The organism is Chromobacterium sp. LK1, from assembly GCF_001043555.1.
Taxonomy (GTDB): domain Bacteria; phylum Pseudomonadota; class Gammaproteobacteria; order Burkholderiales; family Chromobacteriaceae; genus Chromobacterium; species Chromobacterium aquaticum.
Window position 1 is genome coordinate 1 of record NZ_LDUI01000011.1, and the last position, 18,371, is coordinate 18,371.

The following is an 18,371-nucleotide window of genomic DNA, read 5'->3' on the forward strand; positions in this document are numbered from 1 at the left end:
CCCCGGCCCTTCCATCCCCCCGCCACCGACCAGCCAAGAACTAGTGCAAATACGTGAATTCCTACTTGCTTAATTTCTTGATTGCCATCAAGCTGCACCGTTATTTCGATGTAATTAAACTACAGTATTGGCATCATATCTCTGCTTTGACAGTAAGCGTCAGCACTGTCGCGGCCTGATTGATGTCGCTGCGCCATCGAACACAGACAGGCCATTCCGTACGGTGTACTCTATCCGGCACGCCACACGGAACCGCTCATGAAGAAGCAGGCCGACGCTCGTAATAAAACAACTGATAAATTCCCGATCTGAGGAGTTATATATGAGCACACCCTTGCCACGACTGCAGATCCTCGCCCCCCTGTCCGGGTGGCTGGTCGCACTGGACACCGTTCCCGATCCGGTATTCGCCGGCAAGATGGTTGGAGACGGCATTTCGCTGGATCCGACCTCCTGCAGCCTGCTGGCTCCGGTCTCCGGCACCGTCAGCAATCTACATTCCGCGCACCATGCGCTGACCATCATCTCGCCCCAAGGCGTGGAAGTGATGGTGCACATCGGCATCGACACCGTGATGCTCAAAGGCCAGGGCTTTCAGCCGCTGGTCGCCCAAGGCCAGCAAGTCAAGGCCGGTCAGCCGCTAATCGATTTTGAACTGGACCTGGTCGCGCGCAAGGCGCAGAGCCTGTTGACCCAGATCATCATCACCAATGGCGATGCCACCGTCAGCGCGATGCACTGCGCCAGCGGCCAGGCCGAAGCCGGCAAGACCGTGGTGCTGGAGCTAGAACTGTCCGGAGCCGCCGCCACGGCCGCAGCCCCGGCCGCCGACAGCGCCAAGCTACTGTCCCCGGAAATCACCATCACCAATCCCGCCGGCCTGCACGCCCGCCCGGCCGCGGTATTCGCCAGCAAGGCGAAAAGCTTCCAGGCCGATATCCATCTGCTGCTGGGCGAGCAGTCCGCCAACGCCAAATCCGTGGTCGGCGTGATGGGCCTGTCCACCCGCAACGGCGACAAGGTGCGCATCGAAACCGCCGGCGCCGACGCCGAGCAGGCGCTGGCCGAACTGACCCAGCTGCTGCTGGACCGCTGCGGCGAGGCAGAGGACGAAGCGCCGGCCGCGCCCGCGTCGGTCATCGCCCCCGCCCTGCACGAAGAAAGCGCCGAACTGCTGGTCGGCGTCGGCGCCTCGCCCGGCCTGGCCATCGGCCGTGTCTACCATCACCGGCTGCAAGAATTCGACGTGCCGGAATTCGGCCAGGGCGCCAATCAGGAACAACAATTCTTCACCCGCGCCACTGAAGAAGCGGCGCAGCAGATAGACGCGGTCAAAACCCAGCTGACCGACACCGCCAAGCGGGCCATCCTGTCCATGCACCAGGAATTGCTGCAAGACCCGGACCTGCTGGCGCAAACCTATGCCGGCCTGGCCGACGGCAAATCCGCCGCCTGGGCCTGGCGCGCCGCCTTCAGTTCCTACTCCGCGCGCCTGGAAGCGCAGGACAACGCCTTGCTGCGCGAACGCGCCAACGATATCCGCGACGTGGGCCGCCGTGTGCTGGCCTTGCTGGCCGGCGTCAAGCAGGCCAGCCTGGACGTGCCGGCCGGCTCCATCCTGATCGCCGAGGATCTGACCCCGTCCGACACCGCCGCGCTGGACCCCAACAAGGTGCTGGGCTTCTGTACCCGCACCGGCGGCGCCACCAGCCATGTGGCCATCCTAGCGCGCTCGCTGGGCATTCCCGCGATCTGCGGCATTTCCCAGGCCGCGCTGGCGCTGCCGGATAGCGAGCAAGTCATCATCGACGGCAGCCGCGGCACGCTGCGCATCGCGCCGAACGCCGAGCAACTGGCCGCGGCCGAAACCGAAATCGCCGACATCGCCGCGCGCCGCGCCGCCGAAGCGGCGATGTCGCAACAAGAAGCGCGCACCCGCGACGGCGTGCGCATCGAAGTGGTGGCCAATATCCGCAATGCCGCCGACGCGCGCGAGGCGGTGGCCAAGGGCGCCGAGGGCGTGGGCCTGCTGCGTTCCGAATTCCTGTTCGACAACCGCGACACCGCGCCCAGCGAGCAGGAACAGGCGGAAGAATACTGCGCGGTGGCCCGCGCGCTGGGCGCCGAGCGCCCGTTGGTGGTGCGCACCCTGGACGTGGGCGGCGACAAACCGCTGTCCTACCTGCCGCTGCCCAAGGAGGACAACCCCTTCCTTGGCCTGCGCGGCATCCGCGTCAGCCTGGAGCGCCCGGACCTGCTGCGCACCCAGTTGCGCGCCATCCTGCAGGCCGCGCCGCTGACCCGCTTGCACATCATGTTCCCGATGGTGGCCTCGCTGGACGAATTGCGCGCCGCCAAGGCCATTCTGGCCGAAGAGCAGGCCGCAAGCGGCCAGCATGACTTCAAGGTGGGCATCATGGTGGAAGTGCCGTCCGCCGCCGTCATGGCCGCGCGCTTTGCGCCAGAGGTGGACTTCTTCTCCATCGGCACCAATGACCTGACCCAGTACGTGCTGGCGATGGATCGCGGCCATCCGCAGTTGGCCAAGCAGGCCGACGCGCTGCACCCGGCGGTGCTGGCGATGATCGCGATGACTTGCGACGGCGCCCGCGCCCACGGCAAATGGGTGGGCATCTGCGGCGGTCTCGCCTCCGACGAGCGCGCCGCGCCGCTGCTGGTGGGCATGGGCGTCGGCGAGCTGTCGGTCAGCACGCCGGCGCTGGCCGCGGTCAAGGCCACGCTGGCGCGCTGGAGCGCGGACGAATGCCAGGCGCTGGCGCGACAGGCGCTGGCCCTGTCCACCGTGACCGAGGTGCGCGAGCTGTTGAATACCCAGGCCAGATAAACAGGCGCTGGCCCTGAGCACTGCCGGGCGGCGGCAAGGCCGCCCGCTATTCCCTACGCGATCGAGCAAGGAATAAACCATCATGTTTAGTCAATCATTCGCATTTCTGCAAAAAATCGGCAAGGCGCTGATGCTGCCGGTGGCCGTGCTGCCGGTAGCCGGCCTGCTGCTGGGCATAGGCGCCACCGATTTCCACACCCAGAGCAGCGTCGCGCTGGCCATTCTGTCGCTGATGAAGAACTCCGGCGACGTGATCTTCGGCAATCTGCCGCTGATCTTCGCCGTGGGCGTGGCGCTGGGCTTTACCGAAAACGACGGCGTGGCGGCGATCGCCGCGGTGATCGGCCACCTGGTCACCACCGTCACCCTGGGGGTGATGGCCGGACTGATGGGGGTCAAGCCCGACACCATCATGGGTCTGCCGTCGATACAGACCGGCGTGTTCGGCGGCATTCTCGCCGGCGGCCTGGCGGCGTATATGTTCAACCGCTATTACCGGATCAAGCTGCCCGAATACCTGGGCTTCTTCGCCGGCAAGCGCTTCGTGCCCATCGTCACCGCCATCAGCGCCATCGTGCTGGGCGTGGCGCTGTCCTTCATCTGGCCGCCGATAGGCAATGCCATCAAGAGCTTCTCGCAGTGGGCCGCGGTCAGCGACCCGCGCACCGCCGCCACCGTCTACGGCTTCGTCGAGCGCCTGCTGCTGCCCTTCGGCCTGCACCACATCTGGAACGTGCCCTTCTTCTTTGAAATCGGCGCCTTCCCCGACCCGGTCAGCGGCAAGATGATACATGGCGACATCAACCGCTTCTTCGCCGGCGACCCGACCGCCGGCATCCTGTCCGGCGCCTTCCTGTTCAAGATGTTCGGCCTGCCGGCTGCGGCCATCGCCATCTGGCATTCGGCCAAGCCGGAAAACCGCGTCAAGGTGGGCGGCATCATGATTTCCGCCGCGCTGACCTCCTTTTTGACCGGCATCACCGAACCGATCGAATTCTCCTTCCTGTTCGTCGCGCCGGTGCTGTACTTCCTCCATGCCTGCCTGGCCGCGTCGGCGCAGTTCATCGCCAACACCCTGGACATGCACATGGGCTTCACCTTCTCCCAGGGCGGCATCGATTACCTGATGTTCAACCTGTTCGGCGACAAGGCCAAGCATGCCTGGTACGTGCTCATCCTCGGCCCGATCTACGCGGGCATCTACTATGGCGTGTTCCGCTTCGTCATCGCCAAGTTCAACCTGAAAACCCCGGGCCGCGAGGACGAAAGCGCCGAAGCCAGCGTGGAGCTGAGCGAGGACGCGCGCGCGCGCGAACTGGTGCTGGCCTTTGGCGGCCGCTCCAATATCAGCAGCCTGGACGCCTGCATCACCCGGCTGCGCATCGCGGTGAAAACGCCGGCCATGGTGAATCAGGCCAAGCTCAAGAGCATGGGCGCGTCCGGCGTGGTGGTGGTGGGCAACGGCATCCAGGCCATCTTCGGCCCGCAGTCGGAGAACCTGAAGACCGATATGGAAATCTATCTGCGCAGTGCTGGCGCCGATGCCGAACTCGACGCACCGGCCAGCGCGCCGGCCCCGGCGCCGCAGGCGGCGACGCCGATGCCGGCAGCCGACCAGGGCCAGGCGGCGGCGCTGCGCCAGGCCTTGGGCGGCGCGGCCAAGCTGGCCAAGGTGGAAGCCATCGCTCATACCCGCTTGCGGGTGGAACTGAAGCCGGGCTCGCAGCTCAATCAGGATGCCGCGCGCGCCGCCGGCGTGGTGGCGATGCTGGAAGTGTCCCCCGGCGTCTGGCATTTGATCGTCGGCGATCAGGCCGCGGCCCTGGCTAAGGCACTGCAAAGCTGAGTCAGCCGCAAGCCTTTCCTGCCATGCCAAACGCCAGCGCTCGCGCTGGCGTTTTTGCTGCCTAGCGCGCGACCCGCACGCCCCCCGCCACACCGCCACGGCTGAACAGTACCTGCCACAGCTGCAGATCCCGGGCGCGAAACGCGCCGGCGCAAGCGCACAGATAGTATTCGAACATGCGCCGGAAGCGTTCCGAATAAGTGGCGGACAGCTGCGGCCAAGCCCGGCGGAAGCGCTGCAGCCAGGCCATCAGGGTCAGATCGTAATCGGCGCCGAAGTTGTGCCAGTCCTCCATCACCCAGTCCGGTTCGCTGGCGCGGGCGATCTGGCTCGCCGACGGCAGGCAGCCGCCGGGGAAAATATAGCGGTTGATCCAGGGATCCACGCGCAGACCGGCGCGCAGCGAGCCTATCGTATGCAGCAGGAACAGCCCGTCCGGCTTGAGATTCTTCCTCGCGATCGAGAAATAAGAAGCGTAGTTGCGCGGCCCGACATGCTCGAACATGCCGACAGACACGATGCGATCCGCCTGCAAGCGCAGTTGGCGGTAGTCCTGCAGACGGATGTCCACATCCAGCCCCTCGCAATGCCGCCGCGCCAGTTCCAGCTGCTGCGCCGAAATCGTCACCCCGGTCACATGAACCCCGTAATGGCGCGCAGCGTAAGCGGCCAGGCCGCCCCAGCCGCAGCCGATGTCCAGCACACGCATGCCGGCTGTCAGGCGCAATTTATCGCAGATCAGCCGCAGCTTGGCTTCCTGAGCGTCCTCCAGCGTCGCAGCCTGTTTCCAATAGCCGCAGGAATACTGCATATGCGGGTCCAGCATCGCCAGGAACAAATCGTTGCCCAGGTCGTAATGGCGCCGACCGACCCGGCGCACCCGGCTTGGCGATTGCAAGTTGAACAAGCGCGCGGCGCAGGCGTGCAGCAGCTCGCGGACGCCGCGCGGCAGAGCTTGCTCCAGGCCGGCGCGCAAAACCCGATGGAAGAATGCGTCCAGCTGCTCGCAGTCCCACCAGCCGTCCATATAGCTCTCCCCCAGGCCCAAAGAACCCTGGGCCAGCACGCGACGGAAGAAATCGGGATGGAATACCTTGATGTCGTGGCCATGCCGGCCATTGACGGCGATGCCGGCCTGGGCCAGCAAATCGGCTACCGCTCGGTAGCCGGGACTCCGCGACGCGGCGGCGCGGTTATCAAGACAGGATGAATTCATGCGGCCTCCATGGCTTGCGCCACAATGGTGTTGAACTCATGCAGCGCTCACGGCGAGGCTGCGCGGCAAAGACAAGCTATCCTTGCGCCCGGCTTGTTATTGGCTCCGTGACAGGAGGCGAGGCGCCGCCGCCGGATGGCGGCGCGATGGCGGATTACAGCTCGAACAACTCGCGCAGATGGCGCGCCACGCCGGCTTCGCGATTGCTGCCTATGCGCGGTACTTGTGGCAGTTGCTCGGCCAGCCGCGGCTGGGCATTGCTCATCATCCGCGGATGGCCGGCGGTCTGCAGCAACTCGATATCGTTCTGACCGTCGCCAAACGCCAGGCAATGCGCCTTGTCCAGGCCCAGATCCGACAGCACCAGTTCCAGCGCGTGCCCCTTGGACACGCCGGGCGCCATCACTTCCAGGCAGTCATCGGCCGAGAAGGTGATGTAAAGCTCATCGCCAAAGGCCTGGTGAAGCTTGCGCTCGACTTCCAGCAAATGCGCGTGTTCGCCGATATAAAGCACTTTACCGACACCAGCGCCGCTGTGCCCGGCCAGATCGGCCACTTGATAGCGCAGTCCGGAATCGGCATGGAAATTGAGCAGGTACTGGCAGGGTTGATCGATCAGCCAGCCATCGTCCAGATAGAAGTTCAGCACCGTGCCGGCGGCGAACTCCGGCTGCGCCAGCCGGCGCACCAGCGCGGGATCGATATCCTGGCGATGCACTAGCTTGTCGTCGGGATCATGCACCCGCGCGCCGTTGGAGGTGATCAGGTGGGCGCGAATGCCCAAGGCCTGGCGGATGCCCTGCACGTCCAGATAGTGGCGGCCGGTGGCGATGGCGAAACGCACGCCGCGCGCTTGCAGCGCCTGCAAGGTGCTGGCGGTGAACGGGTCCACCGCGTGATTGGGGTCAAGCAAGGTGCCATCCAGATCGGATGCGATGAAGTGGTACACCATCAAACTCCCGCGACAACAGAAGCCATCAGTATACGCCCACCGCAAGACACTGCCCAATATTGAAAGCGGGCGCTCGCATGGACTGATCAGAACCATGCGCCGCCCCGCCATCACGCCGCCGGCGCTGCTTCCCCGCCAAACTGCTCATAGGCCTGCAAGGCTTCCGCCGCCGTCATCAGCGACGGGCCGCCGCCCATATAGATGGCCACTTGCAGCATCTCCATGAATTCGGCGCGGCCGCAGCCCAACTCCACCAGCGCCTTGGCATGGAAGGCCAGACAGCCGTGGCAACGGTTGGCGATGCCTATCGCCAGCGCGATCAGTTCCTTGGTCTGGTTCGACAAGGCGCCGCCGGCATGCGCGGCGCGGCTCATCTGGCCGAAGCCTTTCAGGGTTTCCGGAATCTCCTTGCGCAGCTTGCTCAACTCCGCGCCCAGTTCCGCGCTCAAATCAGGGTAATGCTGGCTCATGTCCATCTCCTTAACATAACAATATACATTATATTTAACTATATATTGAATGGCAAGCCAATACGCAATGCAAAAAGCCGAACTCGATGAGTTCGGCTCTTCAGGTATCTGGTGGCCAGTCGCGGAATCGAACCACGGACACGCGGATTTTCAATCCGCTGCTCTACCAACTGAGCTAACTGGCCGACGGGTGCTGAAGCTAAGGCGGTGATGGTGGCCAGTCGCGGAATCGAACCACGGACACGCGGATTTTCAATCCGCTGCTCTACCAACTGAGCTAACTGGCCATCACTGCTGCGCTGTCGCGCCGTCAGAGCCACGCATTTAATCAGAGGACGTTAACCGCGTCAAGGAATAATTGCAAAAAAACGGGCGGCTGCGGCGCGGAAAAAATAAGCGGGCCAGCCGTCTGAAACGACTAGCCCGCCGGATCAAAGACTTAGATCGCGTCCGGCTGCCGGGACGGGTGAGCTGCCGCAAAAGCCGGCAATTGCTCCAGCACGTCCGCGACGCGGACGATGTTCGGATACGCAGTCAGATCCAGGCCGAAGCGATGGGCGCTGAACACCTGCGGCAGCAGGCAGACATCGGCCAGCGTCGGCTGCTCGCCCGCCGCGTAGCGGCCAGGCGCTGCCGCCAGCTGCTGTTCCAGCGCGGCGAAGCCGGTCTGAATCCAGTGACGTATCCACTGCGCCTTGCCCTCTTCATCCTTGCCGTACTCGGTCTGCAGATATTTGCCGACCCGGGTGTTCTGCAAGGGATGGATGTCGGCGGCGATCGCCAAGGCCAGCGCGCGAACCCGCGCCCGCTCCGCCGGAGCGGACGGCAACAGCCGCGGCGTATCCGGATAGGCCTCGTCCAGGTATTCGCAGATCGCCAGGGACTGCGCGATCTTGACCCCGCCGTCGTCCAGCAACGGCACCAGCCCCTGCGGATTGATGGCCAGATACTCGGGGCTGCGCTGCTCGCCCTTGAGCAGATTGATCGGCTGATAGCGGTAATCCAGCCCTTTCAGATTCAGCGCGATGCGCACCCGGTAGGCGGCGCTGGAACGGAAATAGCCGTACAACACGCGCTCAACCATGTTTCACCACCGTCTGCTCGATGGCGCCGAAGACGCTGGCGCCGGTGGCGTCCTTCATTTCGATGCGCACGCGGTCGCCTACTTTCATGAACGGGGTCGTCGGCGCGCCGCTCTCTATTGTCTCTATCATCCGCTGTTCCGCCAGGCAGCAGGAGCCGACGCTGCGGTCGTGATTGGACACGGTGCCGGAGCCGATAATGGAGCCGGCGGCCAGCTCGCGGGTCTTGGCCACGTGCGCCACCAGTTGCGGGAAACTGAACTGCATTTCCACGCCGGCGTTGGGATGGCCGTAAGGCGCGCCGTTGTATTCCACCAGCAGCGGCAGATGCGCCTTGCCGTCGCGCCAGGCGGCGCCCAATTCGTCCGGTGTCACCGCCACCGGCGAGAACGCCGTGGCCGGCTTGCTCTGGAAGAAGCCAAAGCCCTTGGCCAGCTCATTGGGAATCAGATTGCGCAGGCTGACATCGTTGACCAGCATCAGCAGGCGGATCTGGTCAGCGCAGGCGGCGGCGTCGGCGCCCAGCGGCACGTCGCCGGTGATCACCGCCACCTCGCCCTCGAAGTCCAAGCCCCAGGCTTCGTCGCGCAGCGGAATCGGCGCCAGCGGCGGCAGGAAGGCGTCGGAGCCGCCCTGGTACATCAGCGGATCATGGTAGAAGCTGGCCGGCACCTCGGCGCCACGCGCCTTGCGCACCAGTTCGACATGGTTCAGATAAGCGCTGCCGTCCGCCCATTGATAGGCGCGCGGCAATGGGCTGTGGCAACGCTGCGGCTCGAACGGGAAGGCGCCCGGCACCTCACCGTCGTTAAGCGCGGCGTAGACTTCCTGCAGCCGCGGCGCCAGCGCGTCCCAGCCGTCCAGCGCCTGCTGCAGGCTGGCAGCGATCTGCGGCACCGCCACCGCGCGGGACAGGTCGCGGCTGACGACCAGCAGTTGGCCGTCGCGGGTTTGATTCTGATATGTGGCGAGTTTCATCTTCTATTCTTTCTGCAGCTGGGCAGCTGAAATTCCAGTGATACGGTATGACATCCACGACATCGCCTGAGCGCTATCGCGTCGCGAGCAAGCCGAGGTCGGCGGGAGAAGCGCAGCGGTACAAATGTTACCGCGAGCATCGCAGCGCCGAGATCGGCTTGCGCAGCAGCGATAACGCCAGGCGACTAGGGCTTGGGTTTCCAGCTGTCCACATACTGGGTCCACTCCACCTCCGGCATCTGCGGCCCCTGCTCCAGCGCATCGCGCGCGTCTATCATCACCGCCACTTCGTCGGTGAAGGTCTTGGGATCCGTCATCGCCTTGGCGAAGGCCTTGGGGTGCGGCCCGTGGGTGAAGCCGGCCGGATGGAAGGTCAGCATGCCCGGCTTGATATTGTCGCGACTGAAGAAGTCGCCGGCGTGATAGAAGATCACTTCGTCGTAATCGTCGTTGTTGTGATAGAACGGCACCTTCAAAGCGCCGGGATCGGACTCGATCGGCCGCGGCACAAAGGTGCAGATCACGAAACCGTCGGCGACGAAGGTGGTATGCGCCGACGGCGGCAAGTGATAACGGTGGCTCATCAGCGGCCGGATGTCGCGCCAGTTGATGCGCGCCACCGAGTGATTGCCGTGCCAGCCCACCGCGTCCAGCGGATTGAACGGATAAGTCACCGTGGACAGCGCGCCGCGGCGCTTGATCACCACCTGCCACTCGTCCTCGGTCTGCTGCGCGCGGAAGGCGTCGTCTATCGCCGGCACGTCCAGCATCGCCTCGTCGAAAATGGCGTGCGGCCCGACCAGGCCCTTATCCGGCAACTGGTAAGCGCCGTTGCTGGTCTCGATCAGCAGCATGGTGGTGGGCGCCGCCGGCTCGATGCGCCAGCTGGTGGAGCGCGGCATCAGGATATAGTCGCCGTCGCGATAGCTCAGGTGGCCGTAATCGCAAAACAACTCGCCGCTGCCGGCGTGGATGAACAGCATATCGTCGCCGTCGCCGTTGCGGAACAACTGAGTCATCGCCTGATCCACGCTCCAGATGCGCAGCTTGCATTGGGCGTTGTGCAACACCAGCGGCGCGGCCCAGGGCGCGGCGACGTTCTTGGGCAACTCATTCAGATCAAAGGCGCGCGGACGCAGCGGACCTTCCCAGGCGCTCCAGCCGGTGGGCGGATGCTTGTGGTGCAGATGGGTGGCCGGACCGAAGAAGCCGCTGCGGCCCACTTCGCGCTCATAAATGGCTTCGCTCGGAAAATCGGCGTGGGCCTGGCGCGAGACGGTGCCTTCGCGGTGGGGAAATTGAATCCATTTACGCATGATGAGTCCTTCAAGCCCGCCGTCGGAACGGCGGGGATCGCATGGATGAACAGCGGGCTTTAGATGACGCCGCGGCGAATCTGGTCTTCTTCGATCGACTCGAACAGCGCGCGGAAGTTGCCCTCGCCGAAGCCCTCGTTGCCCTTGCGCTGGATGATCTCGAAGAAGATCGGACCGATCACGGTTTCGGTGAAGATCTGCAGCAGGATGCCGGCGCCGTCCACCGGCGCGCCGTCCACCAGGATATGGTTCTTGTGCAGGCGCGCCAGATCCTCGCCATGGCCCGGCACCCGGGTGTCCACTTTTTCATAATAAGTGTCCGGGGTGTCCAGGAAGCGGGTGCCGGCGGCCTTCAAGGTTTCCACGGTGTGGTAGATGTCGCGGGTGGTCAGCGCGATGTGCTGGATGCCCTCGCCATGGTATTCGCGCAGGAATTCCTCGATCTGGCTCTTATCGTCGGAGGATTCGTTGATCGGGATGCGAATCTTGCCGCAGGGGCTGGTCATCGCCTGGGACACCAGGCCGGTGAGCTTGCCCTCGATGTCGAAATAGCGGATTTCGCGGAAGTTGGCGATATCGGTGTAGAAACCCGCCCACTTGGCCATATTGCCGCGGAAGACATTGTGGGTCAGGTGATCGATCTCATACAGGCCCACGCCTTGGGGATGCTGATCCACGCCGTCCAGCGGCAGGAAGTCCACATCGTAAATGCTGTGCTCCGGACCGTAGCGGTCGACGAAATACAGCGCCGAGCCGCCAATGCCTTCCACCGCCGGAATGTTCAACTCCATGAAGCCGATCGGACGTTCATACTTCTTGGCGCCATGAGCCAGCGCATATTCATAGGCCTTGGCCGCGTCCTTGACGCGCCACGCCATCGCACAAGCGGACGGGCCGTGCTCGTGGCCGAAAGCCTTGGCCGGCTGCGACGACTCACCGTTCAGAATGAAGTTGATGTCGCCCTGACGGAACAGGCTGACATTCTTGCTGCGATGGCGCGCCACTTCGCTGAAGCCCAGCGACAAAAACAGCGCTTTGAGCTTGGCGATGCCATCTTCGGTGGGGGCGGTGTATTCGACGAATTCAAAGCCGTCGGTGGCCAGGGGGTTTTGCAGCATGGTTTCCATTTTCATCTGTTTCTCCTGTTTGTAGATGAGTGTGCGCCGGCTCGCGACGAGCGGAAGTAGAGCGCCGCTCTGAACTGGCGACTTGGTCTTGTGGTCCGCGCAACAAGCTTGTTTATTAACAATTAACACTAGCTTTTGATGGCATGTCTTGTGATAGTCTTGTCATGACATGTTGAGAAAGCCTTGTTCTAGACACGGTTTCACCGGGAAAAGCGCACAAGAAGACGGGACAGAAGAAAGAAAAGGCTGAATAGCCGGCGCTGATGAACACTCACGCCGCGCACACGGCCTGCCGCAATGACTTGCGGCAAGCTTCTCCTCTGGATGTGAATCTTAAATCTCCGCCGTCTTATCGCTCGACAAACCCCGGTGCTTTTTTAGCGCCGTGTGTAGAATGCGTTTTTAGGCTTTTTATTCTATGGAAACTACGGGGCAATTTTCTTGCTAAATACCAAGAAACCAGTAATAACTAAGTATAAAACACTAATATTTTGCCTCTTTTAGGAGAAAACATGCCAAGTCTTACATTAGATAAGACAGACTTGCGTATTCTGGCCGAGCTACAGCATGACGGTCGCTTAACCAACGTGGAATTAGCAGAACGGGTGGCCCTGTCTCCATCCCCTTGTCTGCGCCGTCTGAAACAGCTGGAGGAGTCCGGCGTGATCCGCCAGTACGTGGCGCTGCTGGATCCGGCCCGCATCGGCCTGGGCTTGCAGGCCTGGGTGCGGGTGACGCTGGAAAAGCGCGGCAATGCGCATTTGCAGAGCTTTATTGAAGCGGTGCAGAGCTGGCAGGAAGTCATCAACTGTTTCGCGATGACCGGCGAGATGGACTATCTGTTGCAGGTGTATTTCGAAGACATGGAACACTTCTCGCGCTTCGTGATGGATGAGTTGTTGCAGCATCCTGGCGTCGCCGATGTGAAATCCAGCTTTGTGCTCAAGGAGATCAAGCGGACGACTTCATTGCCGCTGGGCCAATTGCGTGGCCTTTAGGCGGGCGGCCTCGCGCCGCGTCAGGATTAGAACAGAACGGCCCGGTATTCCGGGCCGTTTTGCATGGGAACGCGTCCTGATTCACAAACCTAGCCGCTGCCAAATGGTGGACACCAAGCCGGCCTGATTCAGCGTGTAGAAGTGCAGACCCGGTGCGCCGTGCTGCAGCAGGCGGTCGCACAACTCGGTCACCACGTCCAGGCCCAGCGCGCGGATGGACGCGCTGTCGTCGTAATAGGCCTGCATGCGCTGACGCAGCCAACGCGGCACTTCCGCGCCGCACATGTCGGAAAAACGACACAGTTGCCCGAAGTTGGAGATCGGCATGATGCCCGGAACGATGGGAATATTCACGCCGCGCGCCTGCGCTTCGTCGACGAAGCGGAAATAGGCGTCGGCATTGAAGAAGTACTGAGTCATCGCCGAATTGGCGCCGGCGTTGACCTTGCGCACGAAGTTGTTGATGTCGTCCTCGGCCGAGCGCGCCTGCGGATGGAATTCAGGATAAGCGGCCACTTCGATGTGGAAATGATCGCCATGCTCGGCGCGGATGAATTCCACCAGCTCATTGGCGTAGCGGAATTCGCCGGCCGCCACCATGCCGGACGGGATGTCGCCGCGCAGCGCGACGATGTGGCGGATGCCGTTATTGCGGTATTCATTGAGAATGGCGCTGATATTGTCGCGGGTGGAACCGATGCAGGACAGGTGCGGCGCGGCGGCATGGCCTTCGCTGCGGATTTCCAGCACCGTCGCCAGCGTGCCATCGCGGGTGGTGCCGCCGGCGCCAAAGGTGACGGAAAAGAACTGCGGCTTGAACTGGGCCAGTTGCTGGCGCGTGGTGCGCAGCTTGGCGATGCCTTCCGGCGTTTTGGGCGGAAAGAATTCGAAACTGAAGGTTCGGCTCTGTGCTGTCATGATCTCTCTGTATCTCCTGCGGGAGACTCCTTTGTTTTTATAGGATGACCGCAGTCCGCGGCGGCGGACAAGAAAAAACGGACAGCACCATTCTAATAGCACTGTCCGTTTTAATATCGTTATAAAAATCAATAACGATAGTGATCCGGCTTATATGGACCTTGCTTGGGCACGCTGATATAGGCGGCCTGCTCGTCGGACAGCTCGGTCAGCCTGGCGCCGATGCGGGCCAGATGCAGGCGCGCCACCTTCTCGTCCAGATGCTTGGGCAACACATAAACCTGTTTGCCGTATTGCTGGCCGTTGGCGAAGATTTCCACTTGCGCCAACACCTGGTTGGTGAAGGAGTTGGACATCACGAAGCTGGGGTGGCCGGTGGCGCAGCCCAGATTGACCAGCCGGCCCTCGGCCAGCAGGATCACGCGCTTGCCGTCTGGGAAAATGATGTGGTCCACCTGCGGCTTGATATTGTCCCACTGGTACTGGCGCAGGCTGGCGACTTCGATCTCGCTGTCGAAATGGCCGATATTGCAGACGATGGCGTTGTTGCGCATCTTCTTCATGTGTTCATGCGTGATCACGCCGACATTGCCGGTGGCGGTGACGAAGATATCGGCCTGATCGGCCACTTCGTCCATGCGCACCACGCGGTAGCCTTCCATCGCCGCCTGCAGCGCGCAGATCGGGTCCACCTCGGTCACCCACACCGTGGCGCCGAGGCCACGCAGGCTCTGCGCGCACCCCTTGCCCACGTCGCCATAGCCCAGCACCACCGCCACCTTGCCGGCCACCATCACGTCGGTGGCGCGCTTGATGCCGTCCACCAGCGATTCGCGGCAGCCGTAGAGATTGTCGAACTTGGACTTGGTCACCGAGTCGTTGACGTTGAAGGCAGGGAACGGCAAGCGCCCTTCCTTCTCCAGCTGATACAGGCGATGCACGCCGGTGGTGGTTTCCTCGGTCACGCCCTTGATGTGCTTGAGACGCTTGGAATACCACTGTGGGTCTTGCTGCAGATAACGGGCGATGGCGGCGAACAGCGCGGTCTCTTCCTCATTGGACGGATGGCTGATCACACCGCGATCGCCTTCCGCCTTGCTGCCCAGCATCAACAGCAAGGTGGCGTCGCCGCCATCGTCGAGAATCATATTGGCCGGCTCGTTCTCCGGCCATTCGAAGATCTTGTGGCTGAACTCCCAGTACTCGTCCAGGCTCTCGCCCTTGAAGGCGAACACCGGGATGCCGGCCGCGGCGATGGCGGCGGCGGCGTGGTCCTGGGTGGAGAAGATATTGCAAGAGGCCCAGCGCACTTCAGCCCCCAGCGCCACCAGGGTCTCGATCAAGACCCCGGTCTGGATCGTCATGTGCAGACTGCCGGCGATGCGCGCGCCGCGCAGCGGCTGGCTGTGCCGGTGCTCATCGCGCAAGGCCATCAGGCCCGGCATCTCGGTTTCTGCAATCGCCAGTTCCTTGCGGCCCCAGGCGGACAGATTGATATCGGCAACATGAAAATCGGTGAAATCAGCCATCGCGAGCATTCCTTAGTTCACGCAGCCGGCCAGGATGCGGCTCACCCGCTCCCGTGCCCGGCACGGTTTTGATCAGGTGAGCGCCGTTGAAACGGGAGCGGCCCGAGCCTGGGGATGGATCATCCTCGCAGCGCCCCTCGGGCCGACCGGCCGCCGCCAGCGTGGACACGCGGACAGCGACGTTTCGATTATACCTATGCCGCTCGGAAAAGGTAGGAGTCCGCATGCCAAGAAGATACACTACCGGCTTGCCGATCCATCGTCGCCCCATGACTTTCGATTTCACCCCGCTGGCCGCCCTGTCCGGGATCGCCGCGCTGATAGCCACCGCCATCGCCGCCATCGCCTGGTATCGCCGCCAGTTCCCCGGCGTGCGCTGGCTGGCGCTGCTGATGAGCGCGGTCGCCATCTGGGCCGCCGGCGCGATGTGCGAACTGGCCGCCACCAGCCTGCCCGTCAAGATAGCCTGGTCCAAGCTGGAATACCTGGGTACCTTGAGCACCCCGGTGCTGTTCCTGCTGCTGGCGTTGGACTACAACCGCATCCAGTTGAGCCGGCGCTGGCTGGCCGCCTTGTTCGCGCTGCCGCTGCTGTGCCTGCTGCTGGCGGCGAGCAATGAGATGCATCAGCTGATCTGGACCGGCTACCGGCCCAGCCCCTCCGGCTACAATCTGCTGATCTATGAGCACGGCCCGGCGTTCTGGATCGGCGTCGCCGGCTATTCCTATCTGATGATGCTGATAGGCTCGCTGATGCTGATCCGCGCGCTGCACTACTATCCAGCCTACTTCCGCGGCCAGTCCATCGTGCTGATGATCAGCGCCTGCGCGCCCTGGCTCGGCAACATCCTCTACCTGAGCGGCGCCATGCCGCTGCAAGGCCTGGACCCGACGCCGCACTCCTTCACCGTCACCGGCCTGATATTCGCGCTGGATCTGCTCTATTTACGCCTGCTCTACCTGGTGCCGGTGGCGCGCGCGCGCTCTTTCGAAGCCATGGGCGATGGCGTGATGGTGGTGGACGACAAGATGCGCATCCTGGACCTGAACCCAGCCGCCGCGCGGCTGCTTGGCCAATCCAGCCGCTTGCTGCTGGGGCAGCCCTTGCCGGCGGACTGGCCGCATGCCCAGATCCTGCCCTGCCAGCAGCAGCAACTGGAGCTGTCCTTGCAGGACGGCTCGCGCATCCTGGACCTGCGCGTGTATCCAATCACCCAACAGACCCAGCCGCACTCCAGCCGCATGCTGGTGCTGCGCGACATCACCGAACGCCGCCAGGCGGAGGAGGCGCTGCGCAGCGCCAATCAGACCCTGGCCATGCGCATCGCCGAAATCGAGTCGCTGCAGGCGGCGCTGCGCGAGCAAGCGCTGCGCGATCCGCTGACCGGCCTGTACAACCGCCGCTATCTGGATGAGATGTTTCCGCGCGAGCTGAGCCGCGCCCGCCGCGACGGCAGTTCCTTGGCCATCGCCCTGATCGATCTCGATGATTTCAAGCGTATCAACGACAGCTTCGGCCACTTTCACGGCGACCAGGTGCTGCGGCGCTTGGCGACCTTGCTGGACAGCGATGGTAGCGAGGAGGACGTGATCTGCCGGCTGGGCGGTGAGGAGTTTCTGGTGCTGATGCCGGGCTGCGACAGCGAGCATGCCTTGCTGCGCGCCGAGCGCTGGCGCGCGGCCTTCGAACGCTTGCCGCACGGCGCCGGCGACGACAGTTTCTGCGCCACGTTTTCCTGTGGCATCGCGGTCTTTCCCAAGCACGCCGGCGCCGCGCCCCAGCTCTACCAAGCCGCGGACCAGGCCCTGTACCAGGTCAAGGCCGCCGGCAAGAATGCCTGTCGCCTGAGCACGGTCCTCTAGCCAAAAACAAAAAACGCCTGTCCGTGGACAGGCGTTTCTTGGCGTGCAACCGCGAGCGGTTTACAGGCCGGCGTCGGCGCGCAGCGCTTCCACCTTGTCGGTGCGCTCCCAGCTGAATTCCGGCTCTTCGCGGCCGAAGTGGCCGTAAGCGGCGGTCTTGCTGTAGATCGGACGCAGCAGGTCCAGCATCTGGATGATGCCTTTAGGACGCAGGTCGAAATGCTTTTTCACCAGCTCGACGATCTTCTCGTTCGGGATGGAATTGGTGCCAAAGGTATCCACCGCGATCGAGGTCGGCTCGGCCACGCCGATGGCGTAGGAAACCTGGATCTGGCACTGGCGCGCCAGGCCGGCGGCGACAATGTTTTTCGCCACATAGCGGCCGGCGTAGGCGGCGGAACGATCCACCTTGGACGGATCCTTGCCGGAGAAGGCGCCGCCGCCGTGCGGCGCCGCGCCGCCATAGGTGTCGACGATGATCTTGCGACCGGTCAGGCCGCAATCGCCCATCGGGCCGCCAATCACGAAACGACCGGTCGGATTGATCAGGAACTTGGTTTCCGGGGTAATCATGTCCGGCGGCAGCACCGGCTTGATGATGTCCTCGATCACCGCTTCGGTCAGCGTCTTGTGATCGATGTCCGGGGTGTGCTGAGTGGACAGCACCACGGTGTCGATGCGCTTGGGCAGGCCGGTGGCGCTATCGTAGACGCAGGTGATCTGGCTCTTGGCGTCCGGACGCAGCCACGGCAGGCGGCCGTCCTTGCGCAGCTCGGCCTGACGCTGCACCAGGCGGTGCGCGTAGTAGATCGGGAACGGCATCAGCGTCGGCGTTTCATCGCAAGCATAGCCGAACATCAGGCCTTGGTCGCCGGCGCCCTGGGTCAGATCCAGGCCTTCGCCCTCGTTGACGCCCTGGGCGATGTCCGGGGACTGCTTGTCGTAGCAGGCCATCACCGCGCAACCGCGGAAATCGAAGCCCAAGGCGGAATCGTCGTAGCCGATGCGCTTGATGGTCTCGCGGGCGATCTTGATGTAATCGATGTTGGCGCTGGTGGTGATTTCGCCGGCCAACACCACCAGACCGGTATTCACCAGGGTCTCGGCGGCGACGCGCGCATGCTTGTCCTCGCGCAGGATGGCGTCGAGGATGGCATCGGAGATCTGGTCGGCGACTTTGTCCGGGTGTCCTTCCGACACCGACTCAGATGTAAACAGATATTCGCTCATTT

At 63.2% G+C, this 18,371-nt stretch carries 14 protein-coding genes, 2 tRNA genes and 1 riboswitch; of the genes, 4 read left to right on the forward strand and 12 right to left on the reverse strand.

The window, feature by feature from the left end; translation table 11 throughout:
• Window positions 1–322 precede the first annotated feature (322 nt).
• Complete coding sequence (ptsP, locus tag VI26_RS05655) at window positions 323–2,845, forward strand: phosphoenolpyruvate--protein phosphotransferase (RefSeq protein WP_048408787.1); 2,523 nt, start codon at window positions 323–325, stop codon at window positions 2,843–2,845.
• Between the two features lie 82 nt (window positions 2,846–2,927).
• Window positions 2,928–4,691: a PTS glucose transporter subunit IIBC gene (gene ptsG / locus VI26_RS05660; RefSeq protein WP_048408788.1), complete on the forward strand. Its 1,764-nt coding sequence runs from the start codon at window positions 2,928–2,930 to the stop codon at window positions 4,689–4,691.
• A gap of 61 nt (window positions 4,692–4,752) precedes the next feature.
• On the opposite strand, the gene cfa is transcribed toward ptsG, so the two are convergent.
• From cfa to hppD, 9 genes are all read right to left on the reverse strand, one after another.
• Window positions 4,753–5,907, reverse strand: coding sequence for a cyclopropane fatty acyl phospholipid synthase (gene cfa / locus VI26_RS05665; protein WP_048408789.1), 1,155 nt, complete (start codon window positions 5,905–5,907; stop codon window positions 4,753–4,755).
• Window positions 5,908–6,061: 154 nt separating this feature from the next.
• Entirely contained in the window at window positions 6,062–6,859 is a 798-nt protein-coding gene (locus VI26_RS05670; RefSeq protein ID WP_197081394.1) for a Cof-type HAD-IIB family hydrolase, read from the reverse strand.
• Window positions 6,860–6,969: 110 nt separating this feature from the next.
• Window positions 6,970–7,329, reverse strand: a complete 360-nt coding sequence (locus VI26_RS05675) for a carboxymuconolactone decarboxylase family protein (protein ID WP_048408790.1) — start codon at window positions 7,327–7,329, stop codon at window positions 6,970–6,972.
• Window positions 7,330–7,438: 109 nt separating this feature from the next.
• A tRNA-Phe gene (locus VI26_RS05680) sits at window positions 7,439–7,514 on the reverse strand.
• 26 nt (window positions 7,515–7,540) lie between these two features.
• Window positions 7,541–7,616: transfer RNA gene (locus VI26_RS05685), tRNA-Phe, on the reverse strand.
• 152 nt (window positions 7,617–7,768) lie between these two features.
• On the reverse strand, window positions 7,769–8,413 hold the full coding sequence (maiA, locus tag VI26_RS05690; RefSeq protein WP_048408791.1) for a maleylacetoacetate isomerase: 645 nt from the start codon (window positions 8,411–8,413) through the stop codon (window positions 7,769–7,771).
• On the reverse strand, window positions 8,406–9,389 hold the full coding sequence (locus tag VI26_RS05695; protein ID WP_048408792.1) for a fumarylacetoacetate hydrolase family protein: 984 nt from the start codon (window positions 9,387–9,389) through the stop codon (window positions 8,406–8,408). The genes maiA and VI26_RS05695 overlap by 8 nt, the downstream gene beginning before the upstream one ends.
• A 185-nt stretch (window positions 9,390–9,574) precedes the next feature.
• Window positions 9,575–10,705, reverse strand: a complete 1,131-nt coding sequence (locus tag VI26_RS05700; RefSeq protein ID WP_048408793.1) for a homogentisate 1,2-dioxygenase — start codon at window positions 10,703–10,705, stop codon at window positions 9,575–9,577.
• Window positions 10,706–10,764: 59 nt separating this feature from the next.
• Window positions 10,765–11,838, reverse strand: a complete 1,074-nt coding sequence (hppD, locus tag VI26_RS05705) for a 4-hydroxyphenylpyruvate dioxygenase (RefSeq protein ID WP_048408794.1) — start codon at window positions 11,836–11,838, stop codon at window positions 10,765–10,767.
• Window positions 11,839–12,344: 506 nt separating this feature from the next.
• On the opposite strand from hppD, the gene VI26_RS05710 reads away from it, so the two are divergent.
• Window positions 12,345–12,830, forward strand: coding sequence for an Lrp/AsnC family transcriptional regulator (locus tag VI26_RS05710; protein WP_039756263.1), 486 nt, complete (start codon window positions 12,345–12,347; stop codon window positions 12,828–12,830).
• An 81-nt stretch (window positions 12,831–12,911) separates the two neighbouring features.
• Here VI26_RS05710 and metF read toward each other — a convergent pair whose 3' ends face one another.
• Window positions 12,912–13,748, reverse strand: a complete 837-nt coding sequence (gene metF / locus VI26_RS05715; protein ID WP_048408795.1) for a methylenetetrahydrofolate reductase [NAD(P)H] — start codon at window positions 13,746–13,748, stop codon at window positions 12,912–12,914.
• 128 nt (window positions 13,749–13,876) lie between these two features.
• Complete coding sequence (gene ahcY / locus VI26_RS05720) at window positions 13,877–15,286, reverse strand: adenosylhomocysteinase (RefSeq protein ID WP_048408796.1); 1,410 nt, start codon at window positions 15,284–15,286, stop codon at window positions 13,877–13,879.
• Window positions 15,287–15,348: 62 nt separating this feature from the next.
• Window positions 15,349–15,422, reverse strand: a riboswitch (S-adenosyl-L-homocysteine riboswitch).
• A gap of 79 nt (window positions 15,423–15,501) precedes the next feature.
• Between ahcY and VI26_RS05725 the strand changes: the two genes are divergently transcribed.
• Window positions 15,502–17,139, forward strand: coding sequence for a histidine kinase N-terminal 7TM domain-containing protein (locus VI26_RS05725; protein WP_082150906.1), 1,638 nt, complete (start codon window positions 15,502–15,504; stop codon window positions 17,137–17,139).
• 60 nt (window positions 17,140–17,199) lie between these two features.
• Here VI26_RS05725 and metK read toward each other — a convergent pair whose 3' ends face one another.
• Window positions 17,200–18,369, reverse strand: a complete 1,170-nt coding sequence (gene metK, locus VI26_RS05730) for a methionine adenosyltransferase (protein ID WP_048408798.1) — start codon at window positions 18,367–18,369, stop codon at window positions 17,200–17,202.
• Between the last annotated feature and the right edge of the window lie 2 nt (window positions 18,370–18,371).